General features: G+C 36.5%; 22 protein-coding genes and 1 pseudogene. 19 read left to right on the forward strand and 4 right to left on the reverse strand.

Annotation, left to right across the window (positions count from 1 at the left end; translation table 11 throughout):
* The first annotated feature begins 56 nt into the window (after positions 1 to 56).
* The 6 genes from ACIP9W_RS02740 (at position 57) to ACIP9W_RS02765 (ending at position 7,070) form a co-directional block, all read left to right on the forward strand.
* Positions 57 to 1,718 carry a methylmalonyl-CoA mutase family protein gene (locus ACIP9W_RS02740; RefSeq protein WP_400785726.1) on the forward strand — a complete coding sequence of 554 codons (1,662 nt, stop codon included), beginning with the start codon at positions 57 to 59 and terminating at the stop codon, positions 1,716 to 1,718.
* The gene (gene scpA / locus ACIP9W_RS02745) at positions 1,705 to 3,861 is read left to right on the forward strand and encodes a methylmalonyl-CoA mutase (RefSeq protein ID WP_400785728.1); all 2,157 of its coding nucleotides are present in this window, start codon (positions 1,705 to 1,707) and stop codon (positions 3,859 to 3,861) included. The genes ACIP9W_RS02740 and scpA overlap by 14 nt, the downstream gene beginning before the upstream one ends.
* Entirely contained in the window at positions 3,861 to 4,955 is a 1,095-nt protein-coding gene (gene meaB / locus ACIP9W_RS02750; protein WP_400785730.1) for a methylmalonyl Co-A mutase-associated GTPase MeaB, read from the forward strand. The genes scpA and meaB overlap by 1 nt, the downstream gene beginning before the upstream one ends.
* 172 nt (positions 4,956 to 5,127) lie before the next feature.
* Complete coding sequence (locus ACIP9W_RS02755; protein WP_400785732.1) at positions 5,128 to 5,568, forward strand: BrxA/BrxB family bacilliredoxin; 441 nt, start codon at positions 5,128 to 5,130, stop codon at positions 5,566 to 5,568.
* An 84-nt stretch (positions 5,569 to 5,652) separates the two neighbouring features.
* The gene (locus tag ACIP9W_RS02760) at positions 5,653 to 6,138 is read left to right on the forward strand and encodes an HIT family protein (RefSeq protein WP_400785734.1); all 486 of its coding nucleotides are present in this window, start codon (positions 5,653 to 5,655) and stop codon (positions 6,136 to 6,138) included.
* An 809-nt stretch (positions 6,139 to 6,947) separates the two neighbouring features.
* A complete protein-coding gene (locus ACIP9W_RS02765) occupies positions 6,948 to 7,070 on the forward strand; it encodes a hypothetical protein (RefSeq protein WP_256363930.1) in 123 nt (40 codons plus the stop codon).
* Between the two features lie 747 nt (positions 7,071 to 7,817).
* Here ACIP9W_RS02765 and ACIP9W_RS02770 read toward each other — a convergent pair.
* Positions 7,818 to 8,439 (reverse strand): annotated as a pseudogene (locus ACIP9W_RS02770) (helix-turn-helix domain-containing protein).
* Positions 8,440 to 8,544: 105 nt separating this feature from the next.
* On the opposite strand from ACIP9W_RS02770, the gene ACIP9W_RS02775 reads away from it, so the two are divergent.
* The 5 genes from ACIP9W_RS02775 to ACIP9W_RS02795 all read left to right on the forward strand — a co-directional run bounded on the left by ACIP9W_RS02775 (position 8,545) and on the right by ACIP9W_RS02795 (position 12,536).
* Positions 8,545 to 9,426: a DMT family transporter gene (locus ACIP9W_RS02775; protein ID WP_400785736.1), complete on the forward strand. Its 882-nt coding sequence runs from the start codon at positions 8,545 to 8,547 to the stop codon at positions 9,424 to 9,426.
* A gap of 646 nt (positions 9,427 to 10,072) precedes the next feature.
* A complete protein-coding gene (locus ACIP9W_RS02780) occupies positions 10,073 to 10,483 on the forward strand; it encodes a VOC family protein (RefSeq protein WP_400785738.1) in 411 nt (136 codons plus the stop codon).
* A 207-nt stretch (positions 10,484 to 10,690) separates the two neighbouring features.
* Positions 10,691 to 11,209: a GNAT family N-acetyltransferase gene (locus ACIP9W_RS02785; RefSeq protein WP_400785740.1), complete on the forward strand. Its 519-nt coding sequence runs from the start codon at positions 10,691 to 10,693 to the stop codon at positions 11,207 to 11,209.
* Between the two features lie 154 nt (positions 11,210 to 11,363).
* The gene (locus ACIP9W_RS02790; RefSeq protein ID WP_400785742.1) at positions 11,364 to 11,798 is read left to right on the forward strand and encodes a hypothetical protein; all 435 of its coding nucleotides are present in this window, start codon (positions 11,364 to 11,366) and stop codon (positions 11,796 to 11,798) included.
* A gap of 291 nt (positions 11,799 to 12,089) precedes the next feature.
* Positions 12,090 to 12,536 (forward strand): hypothetical protein, encoded by a 447-nt coding sequence (locus ACIP9W_RS02795; RefSeq protein WP_400785744.1) that lies wholly within the window; start codon positions 12,090 to 12,092, stop codon positions 12,534 to 12,536.
* Between the two features lie 224 nt (positions 12,537 to 12,760).
* Here the strand turns inward: ACIP9W_RS02795 and ACIP9W_RS02800 are convergent, their stop codons facing one another.
* Together ACIP9W_RS02800 and ACIP9W_RS02805 are read right to left on the reverse strand one after the other, a co-directional pair.
* A complete protein-coding gene (locus ACIP9W_RS02800; protein ID WP_400785746.1) occupies positions 12,761 to 13,303 on the reverse strand; it encodes a tetratricopeptide repeat protein in 543 nt (180 codons plus the stop codon).
* A 96-nt stretch (positions 13,304 to 13,399) separates the two neighbouring features.
* On the reverse strand, positions 13,400 to 15,451 hold the full coding sequence (locus ACIP9W_RS02805; protein WP_400785748.1) for a helix-turn-helix domain-containing protein: 2,052 nt from the start codon (positions 15,449 to 15,451) through the stop codon (positions 13,400 to 13,402).
* Positions 15,452 to 15,587: 136 nt separating this feature from the next.
* On the opposite strand from ACIP9W_RS02805, the gene ACIP9W_RS02810 reads away from it, so the two are divergent.
* The 3 genes from ACIP9W_RS02810 to ACIP9W_RS02820 all read left to right on the forward strand — a co-directional run bounded on the left by ACIP9W_RS02810 (position 15,588) and on the right by ACIP9W_RS02820 (position 20,474).
* On the forward strand, positions 15,588 to 16,817 hold the full coding sequence (locus ACIP9W_RS02810; RefSeq protein ID WP_400785750.1) for an MFS transporter: 1,230 nt from the start codon (positions 15,588 to 15,590) through the stop codon (positions 16,815 to 16,817).
* A 12-nt stretch (positions 16,818 to 16,829) separates the two neighbouring features.
* Positions 16,830 to 18,275: a M20 family metallopeptidase gene (locus ACIP9W_RS02815; protein WP_400785752.1), complete on the forward strand. Its 1,446-nt coding sequence runs from the start codon at positions 16,830 to 16,832 to the stop codon at positions 18,273 to 18,275.
* Between the two features lie 708 nt (positions 18,276 to 18,983).
* Positions 18,984 to 20,474, forward strand: coding sequence for an MFS transporter (locus ACIP9W_RS02820; RefSeq protein ID WP_400785754.1), 1,491 nt, complete (start codon positions 18,984 to 18,986; stop codon positions 20,472 to 20,474).
* Positions 20,475 to 20,593: 119 nt separating this feature from the next.
* Here ACIP9W_RS02820 and prli42 read toward each other — a convergent pair whose 3' ends face one another.
* Positions 20,594 to 20,692 (reverse strand): stressosome-associated protein Prli42, encoded by a 99-nt coding sequence (prli42, locus tag ACIP9W_RS02825; RefSeq protein ID WP_170206588.1) that lies wholly within the window; start codon positions 20,690 to 20,692, stop codon positions 20,594 to 20,596.
* 127 nt (positions 20,693 to 20,819) lie between these two features.
* Here prli42 and mce point away from each other — a divergent pair, with 127 nt between their 5' ends.
* The 5 genes from mce to ACIP9W_RS02850 all read left to right on the forward strand — a co-directional run bounded on the left by mce (position 20,820) and on the right by ACIP9W_RS02850 (position 25,850).
* Positions 20,820 to 21,230 (forward strand): methylmalonyl-CoA epimerase, encoded by a 411-nt coding sequence (gene mce / locus ACIP9W_RS02830; RefSeq protein WP_400785756.1) that lies wholly within the window; start codon positions 20,820 to 20,822, stop codon positions 21,228 to 21,230.
* A gap of 4 nt (positions 21,231 to 21,234) precedes the next feature.
* Complete coding sequence (locus ACIP9W_RS02835; RefSeq protein WP_400785758.1) at positions 21,235 to 22,782, forward strand: acyl-CoA carboxylase subunit beta; 1,548 nt, start codon at positions 21,235 to 21,237, stop codon at positions 22,780 to 22,782.
* 15 nt (positions 22,783 to 22,797) lie between these two features.
* Complete coding sequence (locus tag ACIP9W_RS02840; protein WP_400785760.1) at positions 22,798 to 23,910, forward strand: M20/M25/M40 family metallo-hydrolase; 1,113 nt, start codon at positions 22,798 to 22,800, stop codon at positions 23,908 to 23,910.
* Between the two features lie 22 nt (positions 23,911 to 23,932).
* The gene (locus tag ACIP9W_RS02845) at positions 23,933 to 24,418 is read left to right on the forward strand and encodes a chemotaxis protein CheW (RefSeq protein ID WP_142540571.1); all 486 of its coding nucleotides are present in this window, start codon (positions 23,933 to 23,935) and stop codon (positions 24,416 to 24,418) included.
* Between the two features lie 196 nt (positions 24,419 to 24,614).
* Positions 24,615 to 25,850: a DNA polymerase IV gene (locus ACIP9W_RS02850; RefSeq protein ID WP_400785762.1), complete on the forward strand. Its 1,236-nt coding sequence runs from the start codon at positions 24,615 to 24,617 to the stop codon at positions 25,848 to 25,850.
* The last annotated feature ends 62 nt before the right edge of the window (positions 25,851 to 25,912 follow it).

Raw genomic sequence — 25,912 nt, forward strand, 5'->3', positions numbered from 1 at the left:
GTATTCATTGTCCGTTAATATATAATTAAGTTAATTTTATTTACATAGGGGGAAGCGTGAGCGTTCATATGACAATAGATAAAATGAAACAAACAACATTTAATAGAGCAACACTGGGTGATTGGGAACAAGTAGCACTTAAATCATTAAAAGGGAAGACATTAGAGGCCCTCTCCACAAAAACTTTAGAGGATATCATTTTGAAACCGCTTTATTCATTAGCTGATGGGGCAAATATACCTGCTTCACAAACGGCCATTGTACGACAAGCGAAAAATTCTTCCGAATGGTCCATCGCGCAACTTGCAGAGGGTAGAACATCTGAGGAAGTGTTAGCGGATATAAAAGAATCGCTTGGAAAAGGCAATGATGTCATTCATTATAAAGTGGAAAAAGAACATGTATGGAGTGCTGAGCAAATAGAGGAATGGAAAGCACTATTAGCAGAATATAAGGCAATTTTAAATGTAACAGACAATCCGTCCTTTTTAGACCATTTCACGGAGTTAAATGGTTTAGTGAAGGGAGCAAAAAATGCTACTACTTTACATGCAAGAACGACTTTCTTAAATGGCTCAAGCATTCATCAAGCGGGAGGAGACGCTGTCAGTGAACTGGCAAGTGTTCTTGTACAAGCAGATGCACTTGCTCGTGAAACAAGCATAGGGGAGCTTGTTCAAAAGGCATTCGTTCAGTTTTCGGTAGATACAAATTTCTTTATGGAAATAGGAAAAATTCGTGCATTCCGTGTCCTTTGGCAAGCTTTTGGCGAAGGATTTGGACAAGCGAATCTAGAAGCAATTCCTGTGCATGTGGAAACTTCTCTGCGTTCATTTTCTGTACTAGATGCATATGTTAATATTCTTCGTGCAGGAAATAGTGCGCTTGCCGCGGTGCTTGGAGGAGCAGACAGCGTAACAACATACCCACATGATTATTTAACAGAAGTTACACCGACATCAAATCGAATCGCACGTAATATGCAGCTCGTATTTAAAGAAGAAACGCATATTCAGCGTGTAATTGATGCAGCTGGTGGGTCTTACTATGTGGAGAGTTTAACAAAAGAATTAGTGGAAAAAGCATGGGCCAATTTTTTAGAGTTAATGAAGGAAGAAACGCTAGAAGTTAGAGAAGCAAAGCTTTTAGCTCGAGCACATGAAAAATGGGAGCAGCAGCTTGCTTTACTTGCTACTCGTAAAAAATCGCTTATCGGTACAAATATTTACGCAAATCCAGCTGATGTATTACCTGAAGCTATTAAACAGATAGATTATAAACGTCTTGCCGAACCATTCGAACAGCTAAGACAAGCATTTCAACAAAAACCATTGAACACTGCTATTATTCCATATGGTTTATTAAAAGAATATAAAGCGCGAATGGATTTCGTTAGCGGTTATTTAATCGCATTAGGTATTTCTCCAACTATTGCACCGGAAAATTTAAAACCGTTCGATTTACAAAAGTGGATCGATGAACAACGTATTGACTATGTCATCTTCGTTGGAAATGATGAGCAAACGGCAGGTTTAGTTCCTGCATTATTGAATGAGCAATTGTCTGTTCCAATGGATGTAGCAGGCAAATTCGAGGAGTATGAAGACTGGTTAGAAGCTGGTTTGTCTGGACGCATTTTTGCCGGACAATCATTACTTGAAAAGGGACAACAATTGCTAGCACTTGCGCAAAAGGAGGATTCCAATGTCAAAGCCTAATTATTCAGCCGTTTCTATCGAAAAACTAATAGAAAAATCAACGAATAGTCAACAACAAGTAAATTCCTTTTTAACAAATGAAGGAATTGAGCTAAAAAAAGTATACGAAGAATCTGACCGAAGCAATGTGCAGCATTTAAATGATTTACCCGGAATCGCACCAAATACACGGGGACCTTATCCAACGATGTATGTGGCAAAACCATGGACTGTGCGTCAATATGCTGGATTTTCAACAGCGGAAGAAAGTAACGCTTTCTATAGAAGAAACTTAGCAATGGGACAAAAAGGTTTGTCGGTAGCATTCGACTTACCAACTCACCGAGGTTACGATTCGGATCATGAACGAGTGACAGGGGACGTTGGAAAAGCGGGAGTTGCTATCGATTCTGTAGAAGATATGAAAATACTCTTTAGTGGTATTCCACTCGACCAAATGTCTGTGTCAATGACGATGAATGGGGCCGTTTTACCGATTCTAGCATTTTATATTGTCACTGCTGAAGAGCAAGGAGTAACTCCAGAGAAGCTTGCAGGGACAATTCAAAATGATATTTTAAAAGAATACATGGTTCGAAACACGTATATTTACACACCAGATATGTCGATGAAAATAATTGCAGATATTTTTGCATACACTGCCAAGTATATGCCGAAGTTCAACTCGATTTCGATTTCTGGTTATCATATGCAAGAAGCGGGAGCTACTGCAGATATTGAGCTTGCTTATACGCTAGCAGATGGTTTGGAATATGTTCGGACAGGTTTAAAAGCCGGTATTGAAATTGATTCATTCGCACCAAGACTATCATTCTTCTGGGCAATCGGTATGAACTATTTCATGGAAGTAGCAAAAATGCGTGCTGCACGTAGAATTTGGGCACAAATGATGGCTAGCTTTGACCCAAAAAATCCAAAAACATTAGCGCTACGTACACATTCTCAAACATCCGGCTGGAGTTTAACGGAGCAAGATCCATTTAATAATGTAACGAGAACTTTAGTGGAAGCAAACGCCGCTGCAATGGGACATACACAATCACTTCATACGAATGCCCTAGATGAAGCGATTGCACTTCCAACGGACTTTTCTGCTCGAATTGCACGAAATACGCAGCTATTTTTGCAAGAAGAAACGAATATGACAAAAGTAATTGATCCATGGGGCGGTTCGTATTATGTGGAAACACTGACAAACGAACTGATGGAAAAAGCTTGGGCACTAATCGAAGAAATCGAAGAGCTTGGCGGCATGGCTAAAGCAATCGAAACTGGACTGCCGAAGATGAAAATTGAAGAAGCGGCTGCGAAAAAACAAGCACAAATTGACTCTTCCAAAGAAATCATTATCGGTGTCAACAAATATCGTTTAGAACAAGAAGATGCTATTGATATTTTGAATATCGACAATACAGTCGTGCGTCAAAAACAAATGGAACGCTTGGCAGAAGTAAAAGCAAATCGCGACGAAGAAGCAGTACAAAAAGCACTTAAGGCCATAACTGAAGCAGCAAAAACAGGGGAAGTAAATCTATTAGCAGCTGCGGTGGATGCAGCTAGAAAACGTGCAACGATCGGAGAAATCTCCGATGCTATTGAATATGTGGCCGGAAGACATAAGGCGGTGATTCGTTCCGTGAGCGGCGTATATAGTGCAAACTTTAGTGATGCAGAGGAAATTGAAGCAGTCAAACAAATGGCAGAAGATTTCCGAGATAACGAAGGAAGACGTCCTCGTATTCTGATCGCCAAAATGGGCCAAGATGGGCATGACAGAGGTGCTAAAGTCATTGCAACAGCATTTGCAGACTTAGGATTCGACGTCGATATTAGCCCCTTATTTCAAACACCGGCTGAAACGGCGCAACAAGCAGTGGAAAATGATGTCCATGTAGTAGGGGTAAGTTCATTGGCGGCCGGTCATATGACGCTTGTTCCCGCTTTACGTGAAGAACTCGCAAAATTAGGTCGAGAAGATATTTTAATCGTGGTTGGCGGAGTAATCCCTGCACAAGATTATGCATTTTTACGTGAAAATGGAGCTTCTGCAATTTTTGGCCCTGGTACAGTTATTCCTGTTGCCGCTCAAAAAGTCATCGAAGAAGTATATAAACGATTGGGTTATGAGGAAGAAGAAGGCTAATGGCTGAATCGAGAAAAAATAAGGAAACTTCGATGCATGTCATGAGTGGGATTAAATCGCAGCATGATGGTATGGGAAAAGCGATTGTAAAGAAATTTACGAAAAAGAAAAAGCTTGTTATCGATGAAGAAGAGTATATTCGTGAAATCCGTAATGGTTCAAGACTACACTTAGCAAAAGCGATAACGTTTATCGAAAGTACAGTAAGTGATCAGCAAGCAATTGGTCAGCAATTATTAAAACAACTTCTGCCCCACACAGGAAACAGTATCCGGATTGGGATAACTGGTGTTCCGGGAGCGGGTAAAAGTACATTTATCGAAGCCTTTGGAAAAATGCTCTGTAACCAAGGCTATAAAGTGGCGGTACTTGCGATTGACCCGAGTTCTTCTTTAACTGGTGGAAGTATTCTTGGCGATAAAACGCGGATGGAAGAGCTAGCGAAAAACTCTAATGCATTTATTAGACCGTCTCCATCTGCTGGTACGCTTGGTGGTGTTCACAAAAAATCTCGCGAAACGATGCTTTTATGTGAAGCAGCAGGATACGATGTCATTTTAGTGGAAACAGTAGGCGTTGGACAAAGCGAAACGATTGTTCGGGGGATGGTTGATTTCTTCTTACTTCTAGCTTTGACTGGGGCAGGAGACGAATTGCAAGGTATGAAAAAAGGCATAATGGAGCTTGCCGATGCTATTATTGTGAATAAAGCAGACGGGGCGAATGAAAAACTTGCAAAAAAAACAGTGGCAGAATATAAACAAATACTTCACTTTCTAGCACCGTCTACACCCAATTGGACGACACCAGCACTAGCAGTTTCCTCCCTATATAAAAAGGGACTTGATATCGTGTGGGACACAATTTTGTCTTTCCAAAAAAGTATGCTAGAAAACGGTGTTTGGGTTCAGAGAAGAAAAGAACAGACCGTTGATTGGTATAAAACAATGATCATCGACCGGTTGTATGATGACTTTTTCTCTTCTAATGAAAAGAAACAATCGATGAAGGAATTAGAACAATTAGTAAGGGGCGAACAAATCACTGTTTCACAGGCAGTTGATGAGTTATTTTCCTCGAACTCTAAACAATAATCTGATAAGATAATACTAGTTTAACTTTATGCAGCAAGGTCTAAAACCTAGCTGCATAAAGTTAAGCCTCCGGCGGATGTCACAGATTTTGAAAGGAGTTAATTGAGCTAGCCCAATTCAAAATCTAGACGCAAATACGCAGAGGCGCATTTGATAGGAGGAGTGTTGAACAATGAATATGGATTTTAATTTATTGATGAATGATATGGTTATGCAAGCACGTGGAGAAATGGAAACTAGTGGTTATGAGCAATTAACAACACCAGAAGAAGTAGATGCGGCTTTATCTCGTCCAGGTACAACACTCGTAATGATTAACTCTGTTTGTGGATGTGCAGGTGGTATCGCACGACCAGCAGCAGCTAACGCAATTCATTACGATAAACGCCCGGACCATCTGGTAACAGTATTTGCTGGTCAAGATAAATTAGCAACACAACAAGCACGTAATATTTTTGGTGAAGAACATTTACCTTCATCCCCATCATTTGTATTATTAAAAGATGGACAAACAGTAGCAGAAATCGGTCGTCACGAAATCGAAGGGCACGCTCCAACATCAGTTATTACACATCTTCAAGGACTATTTGAAGAACATTGTGAAGAAGTTTAATACAAGTATAAAACAGCGAAGGCATTTAAATATGCTTTCGCTGTTTTTTTGAGCATTCAAATGGAGAAGATAGGGAGTGCAAAAATGAGAAAGATAACCTTAGCAAATGGACAAATGATAGAAGTGGAGTGTTTAAGTTGTACGATAACAGGGGGACTGATTCAACCCGATGGTGGTGTAATAGTCGAAACAGAACACTTCCATGCACACCAAGATGTTGCCTATCCTATTAAAGGTTTAGTCATTTTGGCATCGAAGCGTCATTTCAAGTGTTTGGATGAAATGACGGAAGATGAACAAATCGATTATATACAAATACTAACAAAGATCAGAAAAGCTCAACGAGAAGTTTTAGGCATCGATCATGTTTATTATTTTTACAATGAAGACACAACTCATCATTTTCATACTTGGATGGTACCACGTTATGAATGGATGGACTCCTCTGGACGTTCTGTAGAATCGGTAAGACCAGCACTGCTTTATGCTAGAAATGAAATGAATGAAGAAGCAAATCTAAATGAGGTGATTAAAGGTATTAATGCTTTGAAAAAAGGATTTGGTAAGTAATGAAAAAAAGTATTGATTTAGGAAGTACAATTAACTTAATTTTTGAATTGAAAAATTAAAATACAAAAATTATTCTTTGAAGAAGTATTTTATCTAACTTTTATATCAACCAGCATAAAAAGACGTAACTAAGCAATAATGTGTGATTGTTATAAAAAGGTAGAAAAGGTTGTTTTTGAACCTAAAAAGATTTTGAGAAACTGATAATATAAATAGGAGCGTTGATTCTAAATCAATTCTCTTTTTGTTGAAATTATTGTATGAATGGATGCCTCAGTCAGGTATGGCAACGTCTTTAAAGAAATTGCTCCTGTACATTTAAAAGTACTTTTGATAATCATAATATTCAGAAAGGTGTTGACATTCAGAAATAAGCAAGGATATACTATAGGAGTTAGTTATACAAATTAGAAATGGAGGTACGGAAAATGACTACATTTAGAATTTCAAAAAATAATCGTATAGTGATTTCGTGCCCAACTGCTAATTATTTTTTTGTAAATAATTAATACGGACGGCATGTTTACCGTTCTTTTTCTATGAGCACACGCTTATGTAAAAAAGCGTGTGCTCTTTTGTGTGCATTTTTAGAAACTATGGTGTTTTCACGCATTGCGTGTTGCATATATAAACAAAATAACAAGAAAAGGAGTGCTAGTGATGATGATAATCATGAAACAGCGAAGTAAGTTATTAAAAAAGGAATCTCTCGAAAGTGGATAGCATCGGTTGGGGAAAGAAAAACCCCCAGTTGACTAAAATGATGCTATTGGTTTAATCGGAAAAAAAATAAATGAAGGAGGAAAAAAATGATGATACCAAAAATGAGTGGTAAGCAGATTAATAAATTTGTAGGTAAAAATAAATTGGAGTCGCCAACACACTATTTAGGTGAAAAGTGGCTAACAGGAATGGTGCTAGCCACACCTTAAGAATATAATTGGACTTCTCCTTAAGGAGAAAAATAATGTTTACGAATAACGATATAGAATATGTAAAGCAACGGATGGCTGACTTGGAAAAGGAAGCAAGAAGATATAAATTAGGACATAACTACCTATCTAGAAAAAAGAAAATCCAAAAATCTTTTTTGAAAAGAGTCTTGAGTTATTTTACACGCGTAAATTCAAAATAACCTTCAGAATTGGTAACAATAAGTTGACATAAAGTGAACCTTTAATCCGTAGGAGTATTACTGCCAGTTAATGCGCGTAAAGAATCCCATTGAATTCGCTAAGGCGCTAGGGACGCCCCTCGCCCTTAGCCATGCAGCTTCACTGCTGGTCTGATGACTATGGCTACCTCAGTTAAGGCTCCTGCACTTAGTTAGTTTAGATATTCATTTGTTCGATTTATATAGATAGTAGTCAATTACCTATTCATAACGAAGAAAAGATCTCTAGCGCGTGTGAGTACGCACTTGAGATCTTTTTGATTAGTTCTAACACGATTATTGCTGGAATTGGAGATATCCCCTTGAGTCTTTCAAGATTAAGTTAATCTCAGATATCCGTTGTGAAATGTTACACTGTTATTCAAAATCGGACCAGATTCTTGAATAACACTTTAAAGAAAATTAAATATCTATGTTAAAGTTTAGAAAGAGGTGTTTTTTGGAACAGCTCCTTTTTAATGATTGAGATCACTATTTCTTTAATCTTTACATGGAGAGGGGTTATTTAAACTAATGATGGGGTTAGTACGAATAAAATATGATTCGATTCATCACTTTTGTTCAAAAATCGGTGTTTAACATTTGGTGGAATGCGTACGACATCTCCTTCACTTAAAAAGTATTCGGTGCCTTCCAGTTCGACATATGCTTGTCCTTTCATAACGACAGCAATTTCTTCTTGGTTATCGTGGGAATAGTGACTTTCCGTAGTGCTTGCGTGTGCATTTAAATCCATTAGTAAGAGTTCAATATGAGCTTTCATGAAGTCTGGAGTTAACACATCAAAGACAATATGGTCACTATTCTCACGGTATACTTTCTTTCGATCATGTTTTCTCGAAATGAGCGAATCCGTATCAATTTCATTAATGAAGAGGGTAAAGAGTGGTACATTTAATGCCTGTGCAATCAGCTTTAATACACTTAACGATGGATTTGCTTGTCCTCTTTCTATTTGGCTAATAAGTGAAGTACTAATCCCAGCATAATCAGCGAACTCACGAATTGTCATACCAGTCTTTTTACGATAATTTAATACGGTTTGCCCGAGACGATGATCGTTCATAGTAAAACCCCTTTCTACAATAATGTATATTTAACTCATTTTGTGCTGACATACTAAACATAGCGAAAAAATACTTTTTTCAATTACATAAATATTTTATACTTACCTTTGTACATTATAATAAATAAGTTTTATTATTGTAAATAATCATCTAGGAGGACCAGAATTGAAATCCCCTCATATTTCTTACGCACTCTTATTTTTTGGCGTTTTTGCATTATCATCTTCAGCTATCTTTGTAAAATTAGCAGATGCCCCTGCAACAATTACAGCATTTTATCGGATGTTTTTTGCAACTCTAATACTTTTGCCATTTCTATTAGTTAATAAAAACAATCGACAAGAATTACGTTCGTTATCAAAAAAACAATGGGGACTCGGATTATTATCAGGCGTATTTCTAGCAGCGCATTATGTACTGTGGTTTGAATCATTAAATTATACATCTGTTGCAAGCTCGACGGTTATCGTCACATTACAACCACTCTTTTCGATGATAGGCGGTTATTTTTTATTCAAGGAGCGTTTCAGTAAAGGGGCTATAATGGGCTTTCTTGTAGCGATTGCCGGAAGTATTGTCATTGGATGGCAAGACTTTCAAATTAGTGGACTAGCATTATTTGGCGATATACTTGCTCTTATTGCGGCAGGTATCATAACAGCTTACTTCTTCATTGGGCAGCATGTTCGTAAAAGGTTATCTCTTATTCCATATTCAGTTATTAGTTACGGGAGCAGTTCATTACTTTTAGGTGTTTTTGCTATCTGTCAGCAAACACCCTTCTTTAATTATTCTGAACAAACATGGTGGTCCTTTATTGGATTAGCTTTTATTGCAACAATTTTAGGACAAACAATTTTTAATTGGTTGTTGAAATGGCTAAGTACTACCATTATTTCAATGAGTATATTAGGAGAGACAATTGGGACTTGTATACTAGCGTATTTCATTTTAGATGAAGTTATTTCTTTACAACAAGGTATGGGTATCGTACTCATCTTAATCGGTCTAGCACTATTTTTACTTCAGAAAAGAAATATAGAATAATAGTGATAAATTGGCGGTACGAGAATAGATTTGATTGAAACACAATTATTAGAATAATATCTTTTAAAATGACTTCCTTGTTCAACTATCGGGCTCTATGTGAAATATTACATTTAAACTAACCGGGCAGTTTAGCGGAAGAAGGAGTTCAGAAGAAGTTTGAAGAAAATAACTAATAAATATATCCAGAAGATAGGAGAACTGTTTGCTTATAATGAAATTCTGTTAGATATTAAAGTGATGAATGAGAACGAATTTGTGCAAGTACGTTAATATCATTAAAAAACTTTCATTACAGTTCGAAAACGAAGAAAGTAGAGATGAACAAGAAATAGAAAAAATATCTGAATACAATAATGCCATAGTCACTATCTTGGGATATATAAAACTAATATAAAAATATGATTTATAAATAAATTTAGTGGGTTTGAATTATTTGGAGTTCCTATTTTCTTCTTCAACTAACGAGTTCTTTAGTAAAATGTAGGGCTTATAATACCGCACTTTAGTTGAATAAAGAAAGCTGAAAGCCAACCTTTTATGTCGTTTAACGGATTCTGTGAGATATTTTTGTTCTTTGAAGGAATTCGTTTATGAAATAGAGAACTATAGTGTGAATGACAATACTATAGTAGAGGTGAGGAACATGGGGTTTCAGGCTGATAAGATATTCGTGAATTTAGCAGTTAAAGATTTAAATAAGACTAAGGAATTTTTCTCTAAATTGGGGTTTGAATTCAATGCCCAGTTTACCAATGAATTTGCAGCAAGTATGATTATTAGTGATAATATATTTGCTATGTTGTTAGTCGAAGAACATTTTAAGACTTTTACGAAAAAAGAAATCGCCGACTCTACAAGAAGTAATGAAGCAATTTTGGCACTATCTGTTGATAGTAAAGAAAAGGTCGTTGAGATTGTGAACAAGGCTTTAGAAGCAGGTGGGAAACCTTCAATGGAACCACAAGACCATGGTTTTATGTATGGATGGAGTTTTGAGGATATTGACGGTCATCTTTGGGAGCTTTTTTACATGGATCAAAGTGCAATAGAATAATTTATTCTAAACATTAAGTAACTTACAATAAACCGAATGAGGAAGCTGGCACATGGTGTTGGCTTTTTAATGTACTTAAACTGATGGGGCTTTACTTCAAGAAGGAGTAAAGCTTTTTTCTTATTGAACTACCGGGGCAGTTTAGTTCAATTAAGGATGTTATAATAAACATCATTATTTTACTATTTTAGAATGGAGGTACTTAACTTGGTTTTTAGAAAAGCAAGTAAAGTAGATATAAAACAAATTTCAAGTGTTTATGTTGATAGTTGGAAAACTACTTATAGTGGTCTAGTACCAGACGATTATTTGGACAGATTATCGTATGAAAAGGCAGAACAAAAGTGGATTGATTTTTTAAATAACGAAAATGAACCTTTTATTTATGTGGCTATTAATGATGAAGGGAAAATTATAGGTTTTGCATCAGGTAAACGCATTAATGACAATAATTTTGATGGAGAATTATATTCACTCTATCTCTTGCAGGAGTGTAGAGGGTTAGGTGTCGGAAGACAACTTGTTTCAGCTATTGCCAAGAATTTTAAAGAAAAAGGTATTTCTTCTATGATGGTTTGGGTAATGAAACAGAATAAATCTGGACTCGGTTTTTACGAACGTATTGGAGGAAAGGAATATATTCATAGAACTAGTACATTTGGAGGGACCGAAGTAGAAGATGTTGCGTATGGCTGGAAAGATATTTCAGTACTATGTATTGAATAAGAGTAAAAAAAATTAATTGTGTGTACCTTATTCAACTAACGTGGTGCTTAGTTAAAGCTCGTTGAATTTAAAGGGATTTAAGAGTATTTTATTGAAAAGCATAGTTAGTAGCAACCAAAATATTGTGAATTTAACATTTGTAGGGGGATTAAGCATGAAGAATTTAATTGAATTGGAAGAAAGAATTAAACGTATTGAGGAAGAAATTCACCCTATTGATAGGCTTGATGGGACGACTTTTGAATTAACGGAAAGGTTAAATAGAGCTGTAGGGTTATTAATTAGAGTTGTTGAGAAGAATGAACAGATTGATAAAAAGGATTTAGATTATTTGCTTTTAAAATTAAGAGTGGATGCTAATAAGTATTATGAAGTTCCTACAATAATCAACAAAGCAGCAATAAGCTATAAAAAAACTGGTGAATATCCAACCTTTTACGAAATTCATCAACGTATAACAGAAGCACTTTCTCTTACTGAAAAAGATAAAAAGGATTTTTCTATTGAAGTAACTGAAAGTCTGTTAAAAAGATATATGGATGTAGAAGAAATTTTCAACGTATGTGAAAAAATTCTTTCAACAAAATAATTTTGGTTGTGGAGATTTCGACTCATTTGTAGAATATACAAAAGAAGAGGTTTAGTTAAATTGTGAAACATTGTACTTAAACTAACAGGTGCTTAAGCAAAATATGATCATCTTTTCGATTGTCCATTTTTATTTCTAAAACATTAAGTTGATCCGAGATATGCAAAGTGAAATGTTACACTTAAACTAAAGCCTAAGTTTAGTTGAATTAGGAAAGAGGTATTGAGTTAGAAAAGTTGCACATAAAATAATTAGAAAACAGTGTATTGAGACAGAATGGAGATTACAAAGTTGCAACAGATTAGAATAGGAAAATGGTTATTAGAAGTTGATATTGATAGAACAAGAGAATTTTATAACAAAGATATAGAAGTCTGTAACTGCTTATACTGTAAAAATTATGTTGAAACTTCTAAGTATTTAAAGGCTTCTATATCCGATATTTTCAACAATTTGGGGATTCATCCAGCTAAACCAGCACATCTATTAGAATTTCCTACCGAGAAAGAAGGGACGCGTTTATACTTAGGGGATTATCATCTTGTTGGAAGAGTGTTAGAAGGAGAATTGTGTACTATTTCTAACTTTAAAGAATTGAATACTATGGAAATAGAGAATTTCATAGTCGGATTCTCAGAGGATTTAGAGTTTGTGCCAGAAGGTTTCCCTACCCCAGTCCTACAATTCAGCTTTTCAGCTAGTATTCCTTGGATTCTTAAAGTAGACCCTGATGATTAAGTTAAAGTCTTATTCTTCTTCCACTAAATTAGCAGTTTAGTTACGAACATGTTTCTTGAAAGAAACCTTATAAAAACCTTTGTGCAAATAAAAAAACACAGTAGGAATTCATACACGAATTGTACTGCGTTTTGATTTTATTGCTTTGAAATAGATTAATTAACAAACTAAAAGAGAACGAATTAGAATCAAATCAGATTATCTGTTTTAATAATTTTCAATCTTCACCAGGTTTCATCAAGGTGTTGAGCATAATAGGAAATCCCTCTTTTAAAGTATTGAAGATGTTCATCAGATGTTGTTTCCACTAAATTAGTCAAAGCAATTTCCATTGCCTGTTTATAGTTTTTTGTATTGTACAGAGCCATTGAGTAAAAAATTTGTAGACCGCGGTGTTCCGGAAACTCTGTTACACCTTGTCGTAAAGTTTCAACTGCTTCTGGATAGTAACCCAAAGCACGGTAAGTACTGCCAAGACCAAGTAAACATCTTTGACGATCCGGTCTTGTGAGACCAAGCTCGAGAGCTTTTATATAATAGGGGATAGCTTCCTTCGAGTATCCAGAATTATCATGAACAATACCAGTCTGATAATTGACTTCAGCGTGATCTGGATAGGTAACCACCATTTCTAAAAGGAGAGTACGTGCTTCCTGCAGAATATCTTGGTCTTGCTTAGCACGCCCTTCTTCACGCAATTCAATGGCTTTTTCTAAAAGCAACTGCAAATCTGTTTTATCCGTATTATTTTCTATTTTACCATTCATTTTTAAAACTCCCTCAAATGTTTGATTTACAAGAAATAGTAGATCCTGGCTATTAACCGAAGAATGATTGGTCCTTATTCTATTAAAATAACCGAGTTAACGTGATATTGAAAATCTTAAATAACATGCAAGCTGAAGCTTTAAAATATCTTCTGTATTCGAGAAGGAAATTTGAAGCTTTTCTTCAATCCTTTTTAACCTTTGATATAAAGTATTAACATGGATATGCAAAAGTTTGGCTGTTTGTGTAGCTTGACGATTGTTTTCTATATAAGTAACCAAGGTTTGTTCCAAATCCAAAGTATTATCCCTATCAGTTTGAAGGGGATTAAAAACTTCATTAATAAAAGAGTTCAAGTCATCGATCGGTTGTTGAATAAATAAACGATTAATCCCAATATCTCGATAATTTATAATAGTTTTAAGTTGCCTTGAAATAAGAAAGGAAAGTGCTTTCTCCGCTTCGGAGTAACCTTTTGCTATATTATCCATACTTGGATAGCAAGAACCGACTCCTATGTTAAGCAATTCATCATGCACTTGAAACCAGTTGGTATGAATAAGTTTTAGTTTGTTTTTTACATAGTCTTCATCAGCAATATTATTGAATTGGCTAACTATCGTCACTTTATTTCCATAACCAAAAACGATTGAAACGTATATTCCTAAATATTTTGTTATTTGTGTAATTAGATTGTGCATTTGCATATTCAAAAAATGAAAATCTGAATGCGGGTGTAAATGAATAATTATGGACATGTAATAAGAATGGGGCGCAATTCCAAGCTCATTGGCCTTACTACGTATCAGATTATATTCTCGGCACTGAATAAAATCATTAAATAAATCATTAGTTTTTTGATAATATGAATCTACTAGTGATTGTCTTCTAATAATCTCTAATGCAATCACTGAACTTGCCTGTTCAATAATCATCTTATTTAAAGGAAAAAGATCATCTTGCTCCATTTCTACAATCATTAGTCCAATAGGAACATCAATAGCAATAATAGGATAGATTAATAATGATTTGTCGTTTAAAGATTCCATTTTGGTAAAAGAATGTTCTGATTGTAATTTTGCATTTATTTTTATCGTCTCAATAGGAGTTTCCAATTTCCACGTTGTCGGATTTGAATAGATTTGATTATCAGTTAAGTCTAATATCATTAACGGGCGGTCTATCATCTTTCCTATTTCATGTGCGATTTTCTTTAAACCTTTACTTTGAAGAGACATTTTTATTAGGCTATTATGTATTATATCTCGTTGAAGTAAAAGATCATTATGTTTTTTTAGAGTTTGATAGAGCCTCGAGTTTCTTAATGCAATAGAAACCTGATCAGAAAAACTTTCCAACAATTGTTGATCATCTTTAGTTAAAAGAGGAGAAGGACCACTCTGATAGACAATTAAAACACACAAAGTATGATTCTCCACCTTTATAGGAACTGAAATAATCGTCTGTAAATCTTTAAATTGGATAGAATTATACAGATAAAAAAGGTTATCTGGTGAAATATTAGATGATTCCGAAAGGACTTCCTCTATGTTTGTAAGTATAAAGGACTTGTTATCCTTAAAGGTTTTACCAATAATACCTTCCCCCACCTTCATCCGCATTTTTTTGATTTCTTCACTAGGACCACCTGTCCATGCTTTGGGAAATAGCGCATCTAGGTTTGGTTCATACATCCAAAGTACTCCCATATCCGCTGCCGTAATAACTGACAAAGCATTTTCTAATATCTTTTTTAATAAGTCATCTAAATCTTCCAGTATCGAAATATCACGGATGCTTTCCATCACTTTATTCCTAATATATTTTTCCCTATCGAGCATTACTTGTAAGTAATGTAAATCTATTATCATTTTAAGTTTTCGCCTGCTCTCCTTCTTTAATACCGAAGACTCGCTAAGTCTGATGACAATAGAAGTATGATTGGGATAATGATAGTAAATATCCGTGTAATTTTCATAGGTAAGTATTTTATCATTGGAAAATCTCCTTGGTGTAGGAGTCTCTTTGTCAAAATGATTAGAGAGAACAAGAGAAAAATCCAATCCTTTTATACCTTGCCACAATTGAAAATGGGAAAGGCAACAGTCATCGATTAAAAATCGTTTAATTTTCAGCAAGGTTTCCACTTTTTACAACCTCCACAAGGATTATGTAGAACTCAACATAAATTATGTGATTATTATATAGGAACAAACATTGTTTGAATAGTACAAATTTTTTATACTCAAATAGAATTCAATAAATTTCGTAAGGAGGGACGAAATGGAGTCCAAGTTATTAAAGAATTGGAAGTATGTCATTATCATCTTACTTTTTTTAGGATGGTCAATTGGAAACTTTGATCGCTTTTTTATGAACTATGCGATTTTAGATATTTCAAAGGATCTCCAATTGAGCACTTCCCAGACAGGGATTGTGTTAAGCAGTTTTTTTGCCGGCTATGCCATAATGCAGATTCCAGGCGGGTGGCTGGCCGATCGTTTTGGTTTCCGAAAGATTATTATTATGGCCGTTTTTGCTTGGTCCGTTTTCACAATTTTGTCGGGAATGGCATGGTCCTTCATGTCCTTAATCCTTATTCGATTTCTTTTTGGACTTGGAGAAGGTAGCTTTTTTCCAGCAGCTTCAAAAGGTATAGCTAGTTGGTTTCCGCAAAACGAACGAAGTCGTGCCATGTCATTTATGCTTACTTCAGGAACTATTATGGGGGTAATAACACCCATAATTGGTACCCAGTCTATGCAAGATATCGGTTGGAGAACGATTTTTTATATTGCTGGTGCTATTGGGATTATATGTACCTTGTTGTACTTCTTTTTCTTAAAAGAGGGGAAAGGTTCAGCTGTAAGAAGCAATGAAAACCCTTCCAAAAGTAAAGTATCTTTGAAACACGTTTTAAAAACTCCGATTATATGGAATTTGTTTATTGCCTATTTCGCCATTTACGCAGTCCAATGGGGGCTAATGGCATGGATGCCGACCTATTTAGTTGAGGTGCGCCATCTTGACTTAACATCTGTTGGGTATATTTCAGCTATTCCAGCGATTGCAGGAATTATTGCAATGCTTGCAAGCGGCTATGTTTTAGATAAATTACCTAAAGGGAAAGACAAGGTGATTGCAGCCATATTTGCAGTATTAATTGCTGTTTTTCTATATTTAATGGCATATGCGCCAAACATAATCATGTTTGCTGTTTATCAAAGTCTTGTTACCGTATTCATGTCATTTAATATAATCTTAATTATTTCTGCACCATTAAAAATGTTATCAGAAGAGGTTGTAGGAACTGCAAATGGGTTCATTAATACTGGTGCGCAATTTGCAGGTGTCCTAACTCCGATGTTAATAGGATTTTTAGTAGAAGCTTTTGACGGTTCTTATACGGTAGCTTTTATTATGCTCATTATGTTTGCATTATTGTGTGCTGGATCATTATTTTTAATTCGCCCTAAGAAAGAGGTTCCTTCTTTCGAAAATCTAGTAAATTAGGAGATGTTGTAAGTGACTAATCTATCAGAAGAAGTTTCAAATTTAATAGACAAAAAGCGTACTTTATTTACACAGCTAAGTGATCAAATATGGGAGTTTGCAGAAACCAGATTTGAGGAATTCCGTTCAGCTGATTTGCTTTGCGAAGCATTGGAAAAGGAAGGATTTACTGTGAAAAGGGGAGTAGCAGGCCTTGAAACAGGCTTTATCGCCTCGTATGGATCGGGTCATCCGATTATTGCTATTCTCGGTGAATATGATGCCTTGACTGGTCTAAGCCAACAAGCGCATAGTGATAAGTTTGAACCTATTGTTAAAAATGGAAATGGTCATGGCTGCGGGCATAATTTACTAGGGGTAGGTTCCTTAGCAGCGGCAGTTGCAGTTAAGGAGTACATGATGGAACATAAGCTTGCTGGAACTGTACAATTTTTTGGCTGCCCCGCAGAAGAAAGTGGATACGGGAAAGCATTTATGGCAAGAGATGGCTATTTTAAAGACGTTGATGCTGCCTTCTCATGGCATCCTTCGACAATGAATGCTGTCATGCACTCCACTGCGAATGCCGTCATCCACGCACACTTCAAATTTAAAGGAAGAAGTGCACACGCTGCTGCAGCTCCCCATTTGGGTAGAAGTGCTTTAGATGCTGTCGAGCTAATGAATGTTGGAGTTAATTATATGAGAGAGCATATTGTGGATGAGGCACGCGTTCATTATGCGGTAACAAACACAGGAGGAATGGCTCCAAACGTAGTTCAAGCAGATGCTGAAGTGACCTATTTAATCCGCGCACCTAAACCGGATCAAGTAAGGGACTTGTATGATCGAGTAGCAGATTGTGCTCGTGGTGCGGCACTTATGACACAAACAAAATTAGATTTTGAAATTCAAGGTTCCTGCCATAACTTGATTCCCAACTTGACGCTTGAGAAAGTAATGCACGAGCATATGCAACAATTAGATTTTCCCGCTGTGAGTGAAAACGATATAAAATTTACACAAGCTATTTATGAAACATTGACTGAGGAGGAAAAGCGTACTGCAGCATTGCAGAGTGGTAAAAAGATGGCTGTCCAATTAGCGGAACGACCAATTGCTGACTTTGTTGTTCCTTTTTCAGAAAAAGAAACATTTATGGGAGGTTCAACGGATGTTGCCGATGTTAGCTGGAATGTTCCTACCGCACAATGTGTAACTTCCACATGGGCATTTGGTACCCCGTTTCATACTTGGCAGGCTGTGGCACAAGGTAAAACAGAATATGCCCATGATGCCATGTTATTAGCTGGAAAAGCAATAGCATGTACAGCTATTACAGCCCTCCAAAAACCAGAGTTACTCGAAAATGCTAAGAAAGAGTTAGCAGAAAGATTGGATGGAGAAACTTATACAGCCCTAATTCCAAAAGAGCTTACTCCAGTGCAATACAAACAAAAGGAATATCAAACAATTTGAAGGTAGAAGTGTATTTAATAAAGAAAAAATGAACGAATCATTTTTAGCTTAGAAGCCGCAGAGTTTGTTGTAAAATTGGGAGCTTTAGTTGTAATTTCAAAGGATTTAGTTGTAAAAGGATAAAATATCCAATGAATTCATCTATTTTCCCTTCCAATAATGACTTTTGAAGCAGAAGCCACAGAGTTAGTTGGAAAAACGGGAGCTTTAGTTGTAATTTCGAAGGATTTAGTTGCAAAAACTGCGAGTTTAGTTGTAAAAGGATAAATATCCAGTAAATCTGTCTGTTTTACCTTCCAATAATAAACTTTGAGGTTGAAGCTGGGAAATAGCTAGCTTCAGATATAGAAAAAAGAGAAATTGATCCCACTCAATTTCTCTTTTTTCTATATTACGCGTTTAGACTTGCATTAATTAGTTTTTGACTGTGAATATTCGTTGTCAACCTTTGATTTTCATCGTATGGAAATTCGAGTGAAACACCACTTAGCCTTCAAAATTCCAAAAATTCACGTATGCCTTAAAAGATCTTCTATTATGTATACTCTCCAAACAACAACGGAGGTGGAGGACTGGTGAAGAAGATAAGAGGAGAACTTAGGATATAAATTGACTAAGTTTGCTTAAAAAATTATTAAGAAGACATAAATAAATTACATTTGGATAGTTTAAGACTAAGATCAATTAATCAACAAGGAGGCTTTTCGATTGGATGATTATAACAATCACAATAGGCCTAAATTGAAAAGAAAATCAAAACCAAGGTTGAAAAAAGAAGAAATTACCATTGTTGACACAAGTACCGCACGCAAAGCTGTTTTTGCAACTGCTGTTGGTAATGGTATGGAATGGTTTGATTTTGGAATTTACTCGTATCTAGCCGTTACAATTGGACAAGTATTTTTTCCTGAAGTAAGTGGACCCATGCAGTTAGTGTTTGCTTTTGCGACATTCGCGGTCGCCTTTATCGCTCGACCTATTGGTGGAATTTTCTTTGGGATGCTTGGAGACCGTTTAGGCCGTAAAAAAGTCTTAGCTATTACCTTGATCATGATGGCTCTTGCCACGTTAAGTATTGGCTTGATTCCAGGCCATGCATCTATCGGTTATACTGCCACAGTTCTTTTACTAATTGCTCGTCTCATTCAAGGCTTTTCAGCGGGTGGAGAATATTCGGGTGCTATGACGTTTATTGCTGAATCCACACCTGATAAAAAAAGAGGTTTCATGTCAAGTGGTTTAGAGGTTGGAACCTTAGTTGGCTATATCGCAGGAGCTGGTCTTGTTACTGCACTTACCTATATTTTAGGGGAGGAAACAATGTTAGAATGGGGTTGGCGTATTCCTTTTTTCTTATCGGCCCCTATCGGTTTAATTGGCTTTTATTTGCGAAATAATTTAGAAGAAACACCTGCATTTGAGGCAATGAAGGAAAGTAAAAGTGAAGATGATAATGATGAATCTATAAAACATATATTACAGTATCATTGGAGAGCAATAATTATCGGTATGTTTGTTGTTTTCTTTTATATTGTTGTAAATTATATTGTTTTGTCTTATATGCCATCTCATTTAACTGCAGTTCTTGGTTATGGGGAAGCAGAAGGACTTTTGTTAATTGTTATTGTAATGGTTATTATGATTCCGATTGTTCTATTAATGGGCTATTTTAGTGATCGTATTGGAGCAAAAAGGGTAATTCAAGGCGGTCTAATCGGGCTGATTCTTTTGAGTATACCTGCGTTTAATTTAATCGGTAGTGGAAATACCATGCTTGTATTTTTTGGATTGATGATACTTGGGGTATTTTCTGCTTCTTTCCAGGGTACGATGCCAGCGCTATTACCTTCTCTATTTTTTACAAATGTAAGGAATGGGGCATTGGCCATTACATTTAATATTTCTGCATCGTTGTTTGGTGGTACGACACCTTTACTTGTATCTTGGTTAATCAGCAAAACGGAGAATGAAATGGTACCTGCCTACTATGCGATTCTTGCATCTATTGTCGGTCTTGTAGTGGTAACCATCTTTCTAAAAGATACTTCAGGAAAAGCTCTTCGAGGTTCACCGCCGGCGGTTGAAGAGAAAGCTGAAATAAAAGAGATTTTAGAAGAACCAGAAGAAGCATTATGGTGGCACGAAGAAAAGAAAGAAATTGAAGAACGTATTGAAGATCGTTCAGAAGATGGAAAGTAAATTGAAAAAAATTAATGATTTATTTTCTTAAATTTAATAAGATTATCGTAATTAAAAGCATTTAGCCCTAAACTACTAAAAACAGCGGAAGCACATAAGCTTCCGCTGTTTTTAGTTCATTATTGTAAGACGAAGCTTAATCCAAATAAGAGTGAAGACATTATCATTACAAAAATCATTAGATATACAACAATTTTACGGAATTTTTGATTGCTCATGAAATTCTCTCCTTTAGTATGTACTACTATTTTATCAAAAATGAAAAAAATCACAAGAGGTAGCGATTTTTTTTGGAAATCTGTACAATAGAATAGAGAATAGTCAAACAGTAAGGGGTGCAAAGGGATGGAAAAGGTCGATCATATCGGAATTGCAGTGAAAAATATAGAAGATTCCCTTCCATATTACACGGAAACATTAGGTTTGAAACTAATACATATTGAAGAGGTTCCTTCTGAAAAAGTGAGAGTTGCTTTTATTGATAGCGGCAATGTAAAACTCGAATTACTTCAGCCAATTGATGAATCGAGCGCTGTTCATTCTTTCATTGAAAAAAAAGGTGAAGGTATACATCATGTTGCCTTTGGTGTATCAAATATTCAAGAACGTTTGGAAGATCTGAAAGAAAAAGGGGTAAGACTCATTCAAGAAACTCCAAAAATTGGGGCGGGTGGAGCACAAGTTGCATTCATTCATCCTAAAGCATCTGGCGGGGTTTTATATGAGCTTTGTGATAAAACAGGGGGAGTGAAGTAAACTAATGGATATTTATGAGAAAATCAATGATTTATATGATCGTAAGCGTAAAATCGAATTAGGTGGCGGAGACAAACGTATCGAGAAGCAACACGAAAAAGGGAAGCTGACTGCTCGTGAACGCATAGCATTACTAGTTGATAAAGATTCATTTGTAGAGTTAAATCCGTTTATCCAGCATCGTACGGTTGACTTTGGGATGGACAAGCAAGAAGGACCTGGTGACGGGGTGGTCACTGGATATGGGAGAGTAAATGGTCGGCCAATTTATCTATTTTCCCAGGATTTCACGGTATTTGGAGGGGCCCTTGGAGAAATGCATGCGCAAAAAATAGCGAATGTAATGGATTTGGCCGCTAAAAATGGTGCACCATTTATAGGGCTAAATGATTCTGGTGGTGCTCGTATTCAAGAAGGGGTTGTGTCACTAGATGGATACGGACAAATTTTTTATCGAAATGCGATTTACTCTGGTGTGATCCCACAGATTTCGGTTATTTTAGGACCTTGTGCTGGTGGTGCAGTGTATTCACCTGCTATTACTGATTTTGTTTTTATGACAGATGAGACGAGTCAAATGTTCATAACTGGACCAAAAGTGATTGAAACAGTAACCGGGGAAAAGATTTCTGCGGAAGATCTAGGTGGATCAAAAGTACATAACACGATTAGTGGGAATGCTCATTTCCGAGGTAAAACAGAAGAAGAAGTATTAGAAAGTGTCCGTTTACTACTGAGCTATCTACCACAAAACTTTGAAGAAAAACCTACCATTACAGATCTGGCACCAGAAAATGATGATCGACCAGATTTAGCAGACATTGTGCCATTTGAAGCTGTTCGTCCGTATGATATTCGAAAAGTGATTGAGCAAGTAGTGGATAGAGATTCTTTTTTAGAGGTACAAAAGGAATTTGCTAAAAATATTGTCATCGGTTTAGCCCGCATTAAAGGTGAAGTTGTTGGTCTCGTTTGTAACCAACCTAAAGTAATGGCAGGCGGACTGGATATCGATTCAAGTGATAAAGCCGCTCGCTTCATTCGTTTTTGTGATTCTTTTAATATTCCAATCATTACATTTGAAGATGTGACCGGATTCTTCCCAGGTATTAAGCAAGAGCACGGCGGAATTATTCGTCATGGGGCAAAGATTTTATTTGCCTATTCGGAAGCAACTGTTCCTAAAATGACTGTTATTTTGCGTAAAGCATACGGCGGGGCTTATGTAGCGCTAAACTCCAAATCGATAGGGGCGGATGTAGTGTATGCATGGCCAAATGCGGAAATTGCAGTAATGGGACCACAAGGGGCTGCAAATATTATTTTTGCGAGAGAGATCGCAAATAGCGAAGAACCTGAAAAAGTACGGGCAGAAAAAATCGAAGAATACCGTGAAAAGTTTGCAAACCCTTATGTGGCAGCTTCCATGGGGATGGTAGACGATGTTATCGATCCTCGTGAAACACGTATTAAGTTAATACAAGCATTAGAGATGATGCGCAACAAAAAAGAAACAAGACCAAACAAAAAACATGGAAATATTCCATTATAAAGGAGTCTGCATAAAGTGAACCGTTTAATAGAAGAATTTTTTGAGTTAGTAAAAATAGATTCTGAAACAAAGCATGAGGAAGTAATCGCTCCTATTTTAATGCGTAAATTAGAGCAATTAGGCTTTTCTGTTATCCAAGACGATTCTGCCAAACGAACAGGACATGGTGCAGGTAATCTAATCGCCACTTTAAAAGGAAATAAGGCAGATGCAGATGCGATTTATTTCACTGTTCATATGGATACAGTTGTGCCTGGTAAAGGAATCCAACCTATTTTAAAGGAAGACGGTTATATTTATTCGGATGGCACGACTATTTTAGGAGCAGATGATAAAGCGGGTATTGCCGCGTTATTTGAGGCTATTCGTCGTTTGAAAGAAAACGATGTACCACATGGTGATATTCAAGTAGTGATTACTGCTGGAGAAGAAAGCGGCCTCGTTGGAGCAAAAGAACTGGATTCGACGCTACTAACAGCAAAATATGGCTACGCAATTGACAGTGACGGAACAGTTGGTGGGATTGTGACGGCAGCTCCATTTCAATCTAAACTATGGACGACAATTACTGGGAAAACCGCGCATGCAGGAGTAGCACCTGAAAAAGGAGTTTCTGCTATCACATTAGCTTCTAAAGCAATTTCTGCGATGAAGCTAGGTCGGATTGACGGAGAAACGACCGCAAATATCGGAAGATTTGAAGGTGGACAAGCTACAAATATTGTATGCGATGAAGTGCATATTTTATCGGAAGCGCGTTCAATCAATAAAGAAAAATTAGATGCTCAAGTAGCTCATATGGTTGCTACTTTTGCAGAAACAGCTGAAAAACTAGGCGGCACAGCTAAAACAGAAACTGAATTAATGTATCCTGGTTTTCATTTTGAAGAAGATCATGAAGTAGTACAAGTAGCGAAAAAAGCAGTTGAAAAAATTGGCCGTAATGCCGATATAAAAAGAAGCGGCGGAGGCAGTGATGCAAATGTTATTGCCGGATTTGGAATTCCAACGGTTATCTTATCTGTTGGCTATGAGGAAATTCATACGACAAATGAACGCATGCCGGTAGAAGAACTCGAAAAATTAGCTGATTTACTTGTAGAGATTGTAAAAGTAGCAGCAGAATAACGTATACAGGAGGCGCTGACTATTGTCTAGTGAAAAAGTAGTTGTTTTTCAATGTGGAAATGAAGAATATGCGGTTCCAATTGAACATGTCGTATCTATTGAAAAGCTTGAACAAGTAAACCCAATCCCACATTTGCCGAATTATTTAATTGGTTTAATGAAAATTCGCGGTGAACTCATGCCGATTATCGACTTTGAGGAAATCTTATATCATCGGAGTGGAGTAAATTTTGAAAATGCTCGTGTGGTGACGATGCATACACAAGATATGTCCCTCGGAATTTTAGTGAAAGAAGCAAAAGAGATTCTCGATATTGCAACAGAAGACTTAAAGCAAATTGGTTTAGTAAATTACACGAAGACCCAATATTTTACTGCGGTCGCGAATTTAGAAAACCGAATGATTACAATTGTTGATCCTTCTATTTTAGTTCGTTCTTTAGAAGGCATTAAAGATATCCAATCATATCTAGAAAATATGAAGAAGGAAGAAATAGGTAGCTTATAAAAGCTATCTATTTTTATTTGTTTGGGAAATTATGGAATTTCAGATATATGATTATCTTTTTTCTGGTAGCAGAAGGAGCGGCACGTTTTATTTTCCGCAAAAAATGGCAAAGGGCAAATGGAGCAACTCATCTCCCAATGGCTCAAATATCATTAAAATTGCTATAATAAAATAATGCAAAGTGGAGGTGAGACACGTGTCGCGTAAGGCGAGAATTATTTTTCATTTAGATATGAACAGTTTTTATGCTTCTGTCGAGCAGGCACACGATCCTTCTCTGAAAGGGAAAGCAATTGCAGTTGCGGGCGACCCGAAACAAAGACGTGGAATTTTAGTCACTTGTTCATACGAGGCCCGTGCTAAAGGCGTGTATACGACAATGTCTGTTTGGGAAGCGAAACGAAAATGTCCGGAATTAATTTTATTACCACCAAATTTTGAACGCTACCGAGCTGCATCTAAAGCAATGTTTGATATATTGCGTTCATATACGCCACTTGTGGAACCGGTGTCGATTGACGAAGGGTATATGGACGTGAGCGATATAGAGATGGGACAAGATGCGATTGCTTTTGCAGAATCCATTCAACAGCGAATCGTTCGGGAGCTGGATTTACCAAGTTCTATTGGAATTGCGCCAAATAAATTTTTGGCAAAAACTGCATCGAATATGAAAAAGCCAATGGGCATTACGATCTTGCGTAAACGAGAGGTTGCGGAAAAGCTTTGGCCGCTACCTGTTATCGAAATGCATGGTGTCGGAGAGAGCACTTCTAAAAAGTTTGCTGAATTTGGTATCCACACAATTGGAGACTTGGCGAATGCGACTCCTAGTCTTTTAAAAGAAAATCTTGGCAAAATAGGGATTCGACTTTCTGAGCGAGCAAATGGTATTGACAATCGAGTGGTGGATCCAGAAGCAGTTTTCGATACAAAAAGTGTTGGAAATTCAACAACCCTTCCATATGATGTAACGGACGTGGAAGAAATTGAAAAGGTTTTAAGATTACTTTCTAAAAAAGTAGCATCTCGTTTAGATTCAAAAAACTTGGCGGGACGTTCTATTACGATTCATATTCGAGATGCCAATTGGAAAAATAAAACGAGAAGTAAAACAGTGACGAATCGACTTTATCAAGAAAAAGAAATATACGAGCTTGCCACAACCTTGTTCCATACTACCTGGAAAGAGGAGCCAATCAGATTACTTGGCGTTACGGTTAACAATGTATACGACAAAGGAGAATCGGTGGAGCAGCTATCCATTTTTAACTTTGAACAGCATGCAAAAGAAGAGCCCATTTTGAAACTTGTCGAACAGTTACAAACTAAGTTCGGAAAAGATACGATTAAACGGGGAATAAAAGTAAAAAAGAAAGCCTCGTTGGAATCTAAAACGAGCTTTAGTAAAGATTTTCTCGACGATCATTAATACTAAATCTTTCAATGACAAAACATACAGTTATCACTTTACATACCCCATAAGGGTACTAT

It is taken from the genome of Psychrobacillus sp. NPDC093180, assembly GCF_044754065.1.
In the GTDB taxonomy this organism is placed as follows: domain Bacteria; phylum Bacillota; class Bacilli; order Bacillales_A; family Planococcaceae; genus Psychrobacillus.

What these genes read in the sequence shown, in the direction of transcription:
- ACIP9W_RS02835 (WP_400785758.1), top strand. Translation starts at nt 21,235, where the DNA reads ATGGATATTTATGAGAAAATCAATGATTTATATGATCGTAAGCGTAAA.
- ACIP9W_RS02790 (WP_400785742.1), top strand. Translation starts at nt 11,364, where the DNA reads ATGAAGAATTTAATTGAATTGGAAGAAAGAATTAAACGTATTGAGGAA.
- ACIP9W_RS02765 (WP_256363930.1), top strand. Translation starts at nt 6,948, where the DNA reads ATGATGATACCAAAAATGAGTGGTAAGCAGATTAATAAATTTGTAGGT.
- ACIP9W_RS02800 (WP_400785746.1), bottom strand. Translation starts at nt 13,303, where the DNA reads ATGAATGGTAAAATAGAAAATAATACGGATAAAACAGATTTGCAGTTG.
- ACIP9W_RS02810 (WP_400785750.1), top strand. Translation starts at nt 15,588, where the DNA reads ATGGAGTCCAAGTTATTAAAGAATTGGAAGTATGTCATTATCATCTTA.
- meaB (WP_400785730.1), top strand. Translation starts at nt 3,861, where the DNA reads ATGGCTGAATCGAGAAAAAATAAGGAAACTTCGATGCATGTCATGAGT.
- scpA (WP_400785728.1), top strand. Translation starts at nt 1,705, where the DNA reads ATGTCAAAGCCTAATTATTCAGCCGTTTCTATCGAAAAACTAATAGAA.
- mce (WP_400785756.1), top strand. Translation starts at nt 20,820, where the DNA reads ATGGAAAAGGTCGATCATATCGGAATTGCAGTGAAAAATATAGAAGAT.
- prli42 (WP_170206588.1), bottom strand. Translation starts at nt 20,692, where the DNA reads ATGAGCAATCAAAAATTCCGTAAAATTGTTGTATATCTAATGATTTTT.
- ACIP9W_RS02780 (WP_400785738.1), top strand. Translation starts at nt 10,073, where the DNA reads ATGGGGTTTCAGGCTGATAAGATATTCGTGAATTTAGCAGTTAAAGAT.
- ACIP9W_RS02755 (WP_400785732.1), top strand. Translation starts at nt 5,128, where the DNA reads ATGAATATGGATTTTAATTTATTGATGAATGATATGGTTATGCAAGCA.
- ACIP9W_RS02760 (WP_400785734.1), top strand. Translation starts at nt 5,653, where the DNA reads ATGAGAAAGATAACCTTAGCAAATGGACAAATGATAGAAGTGGAGTGT.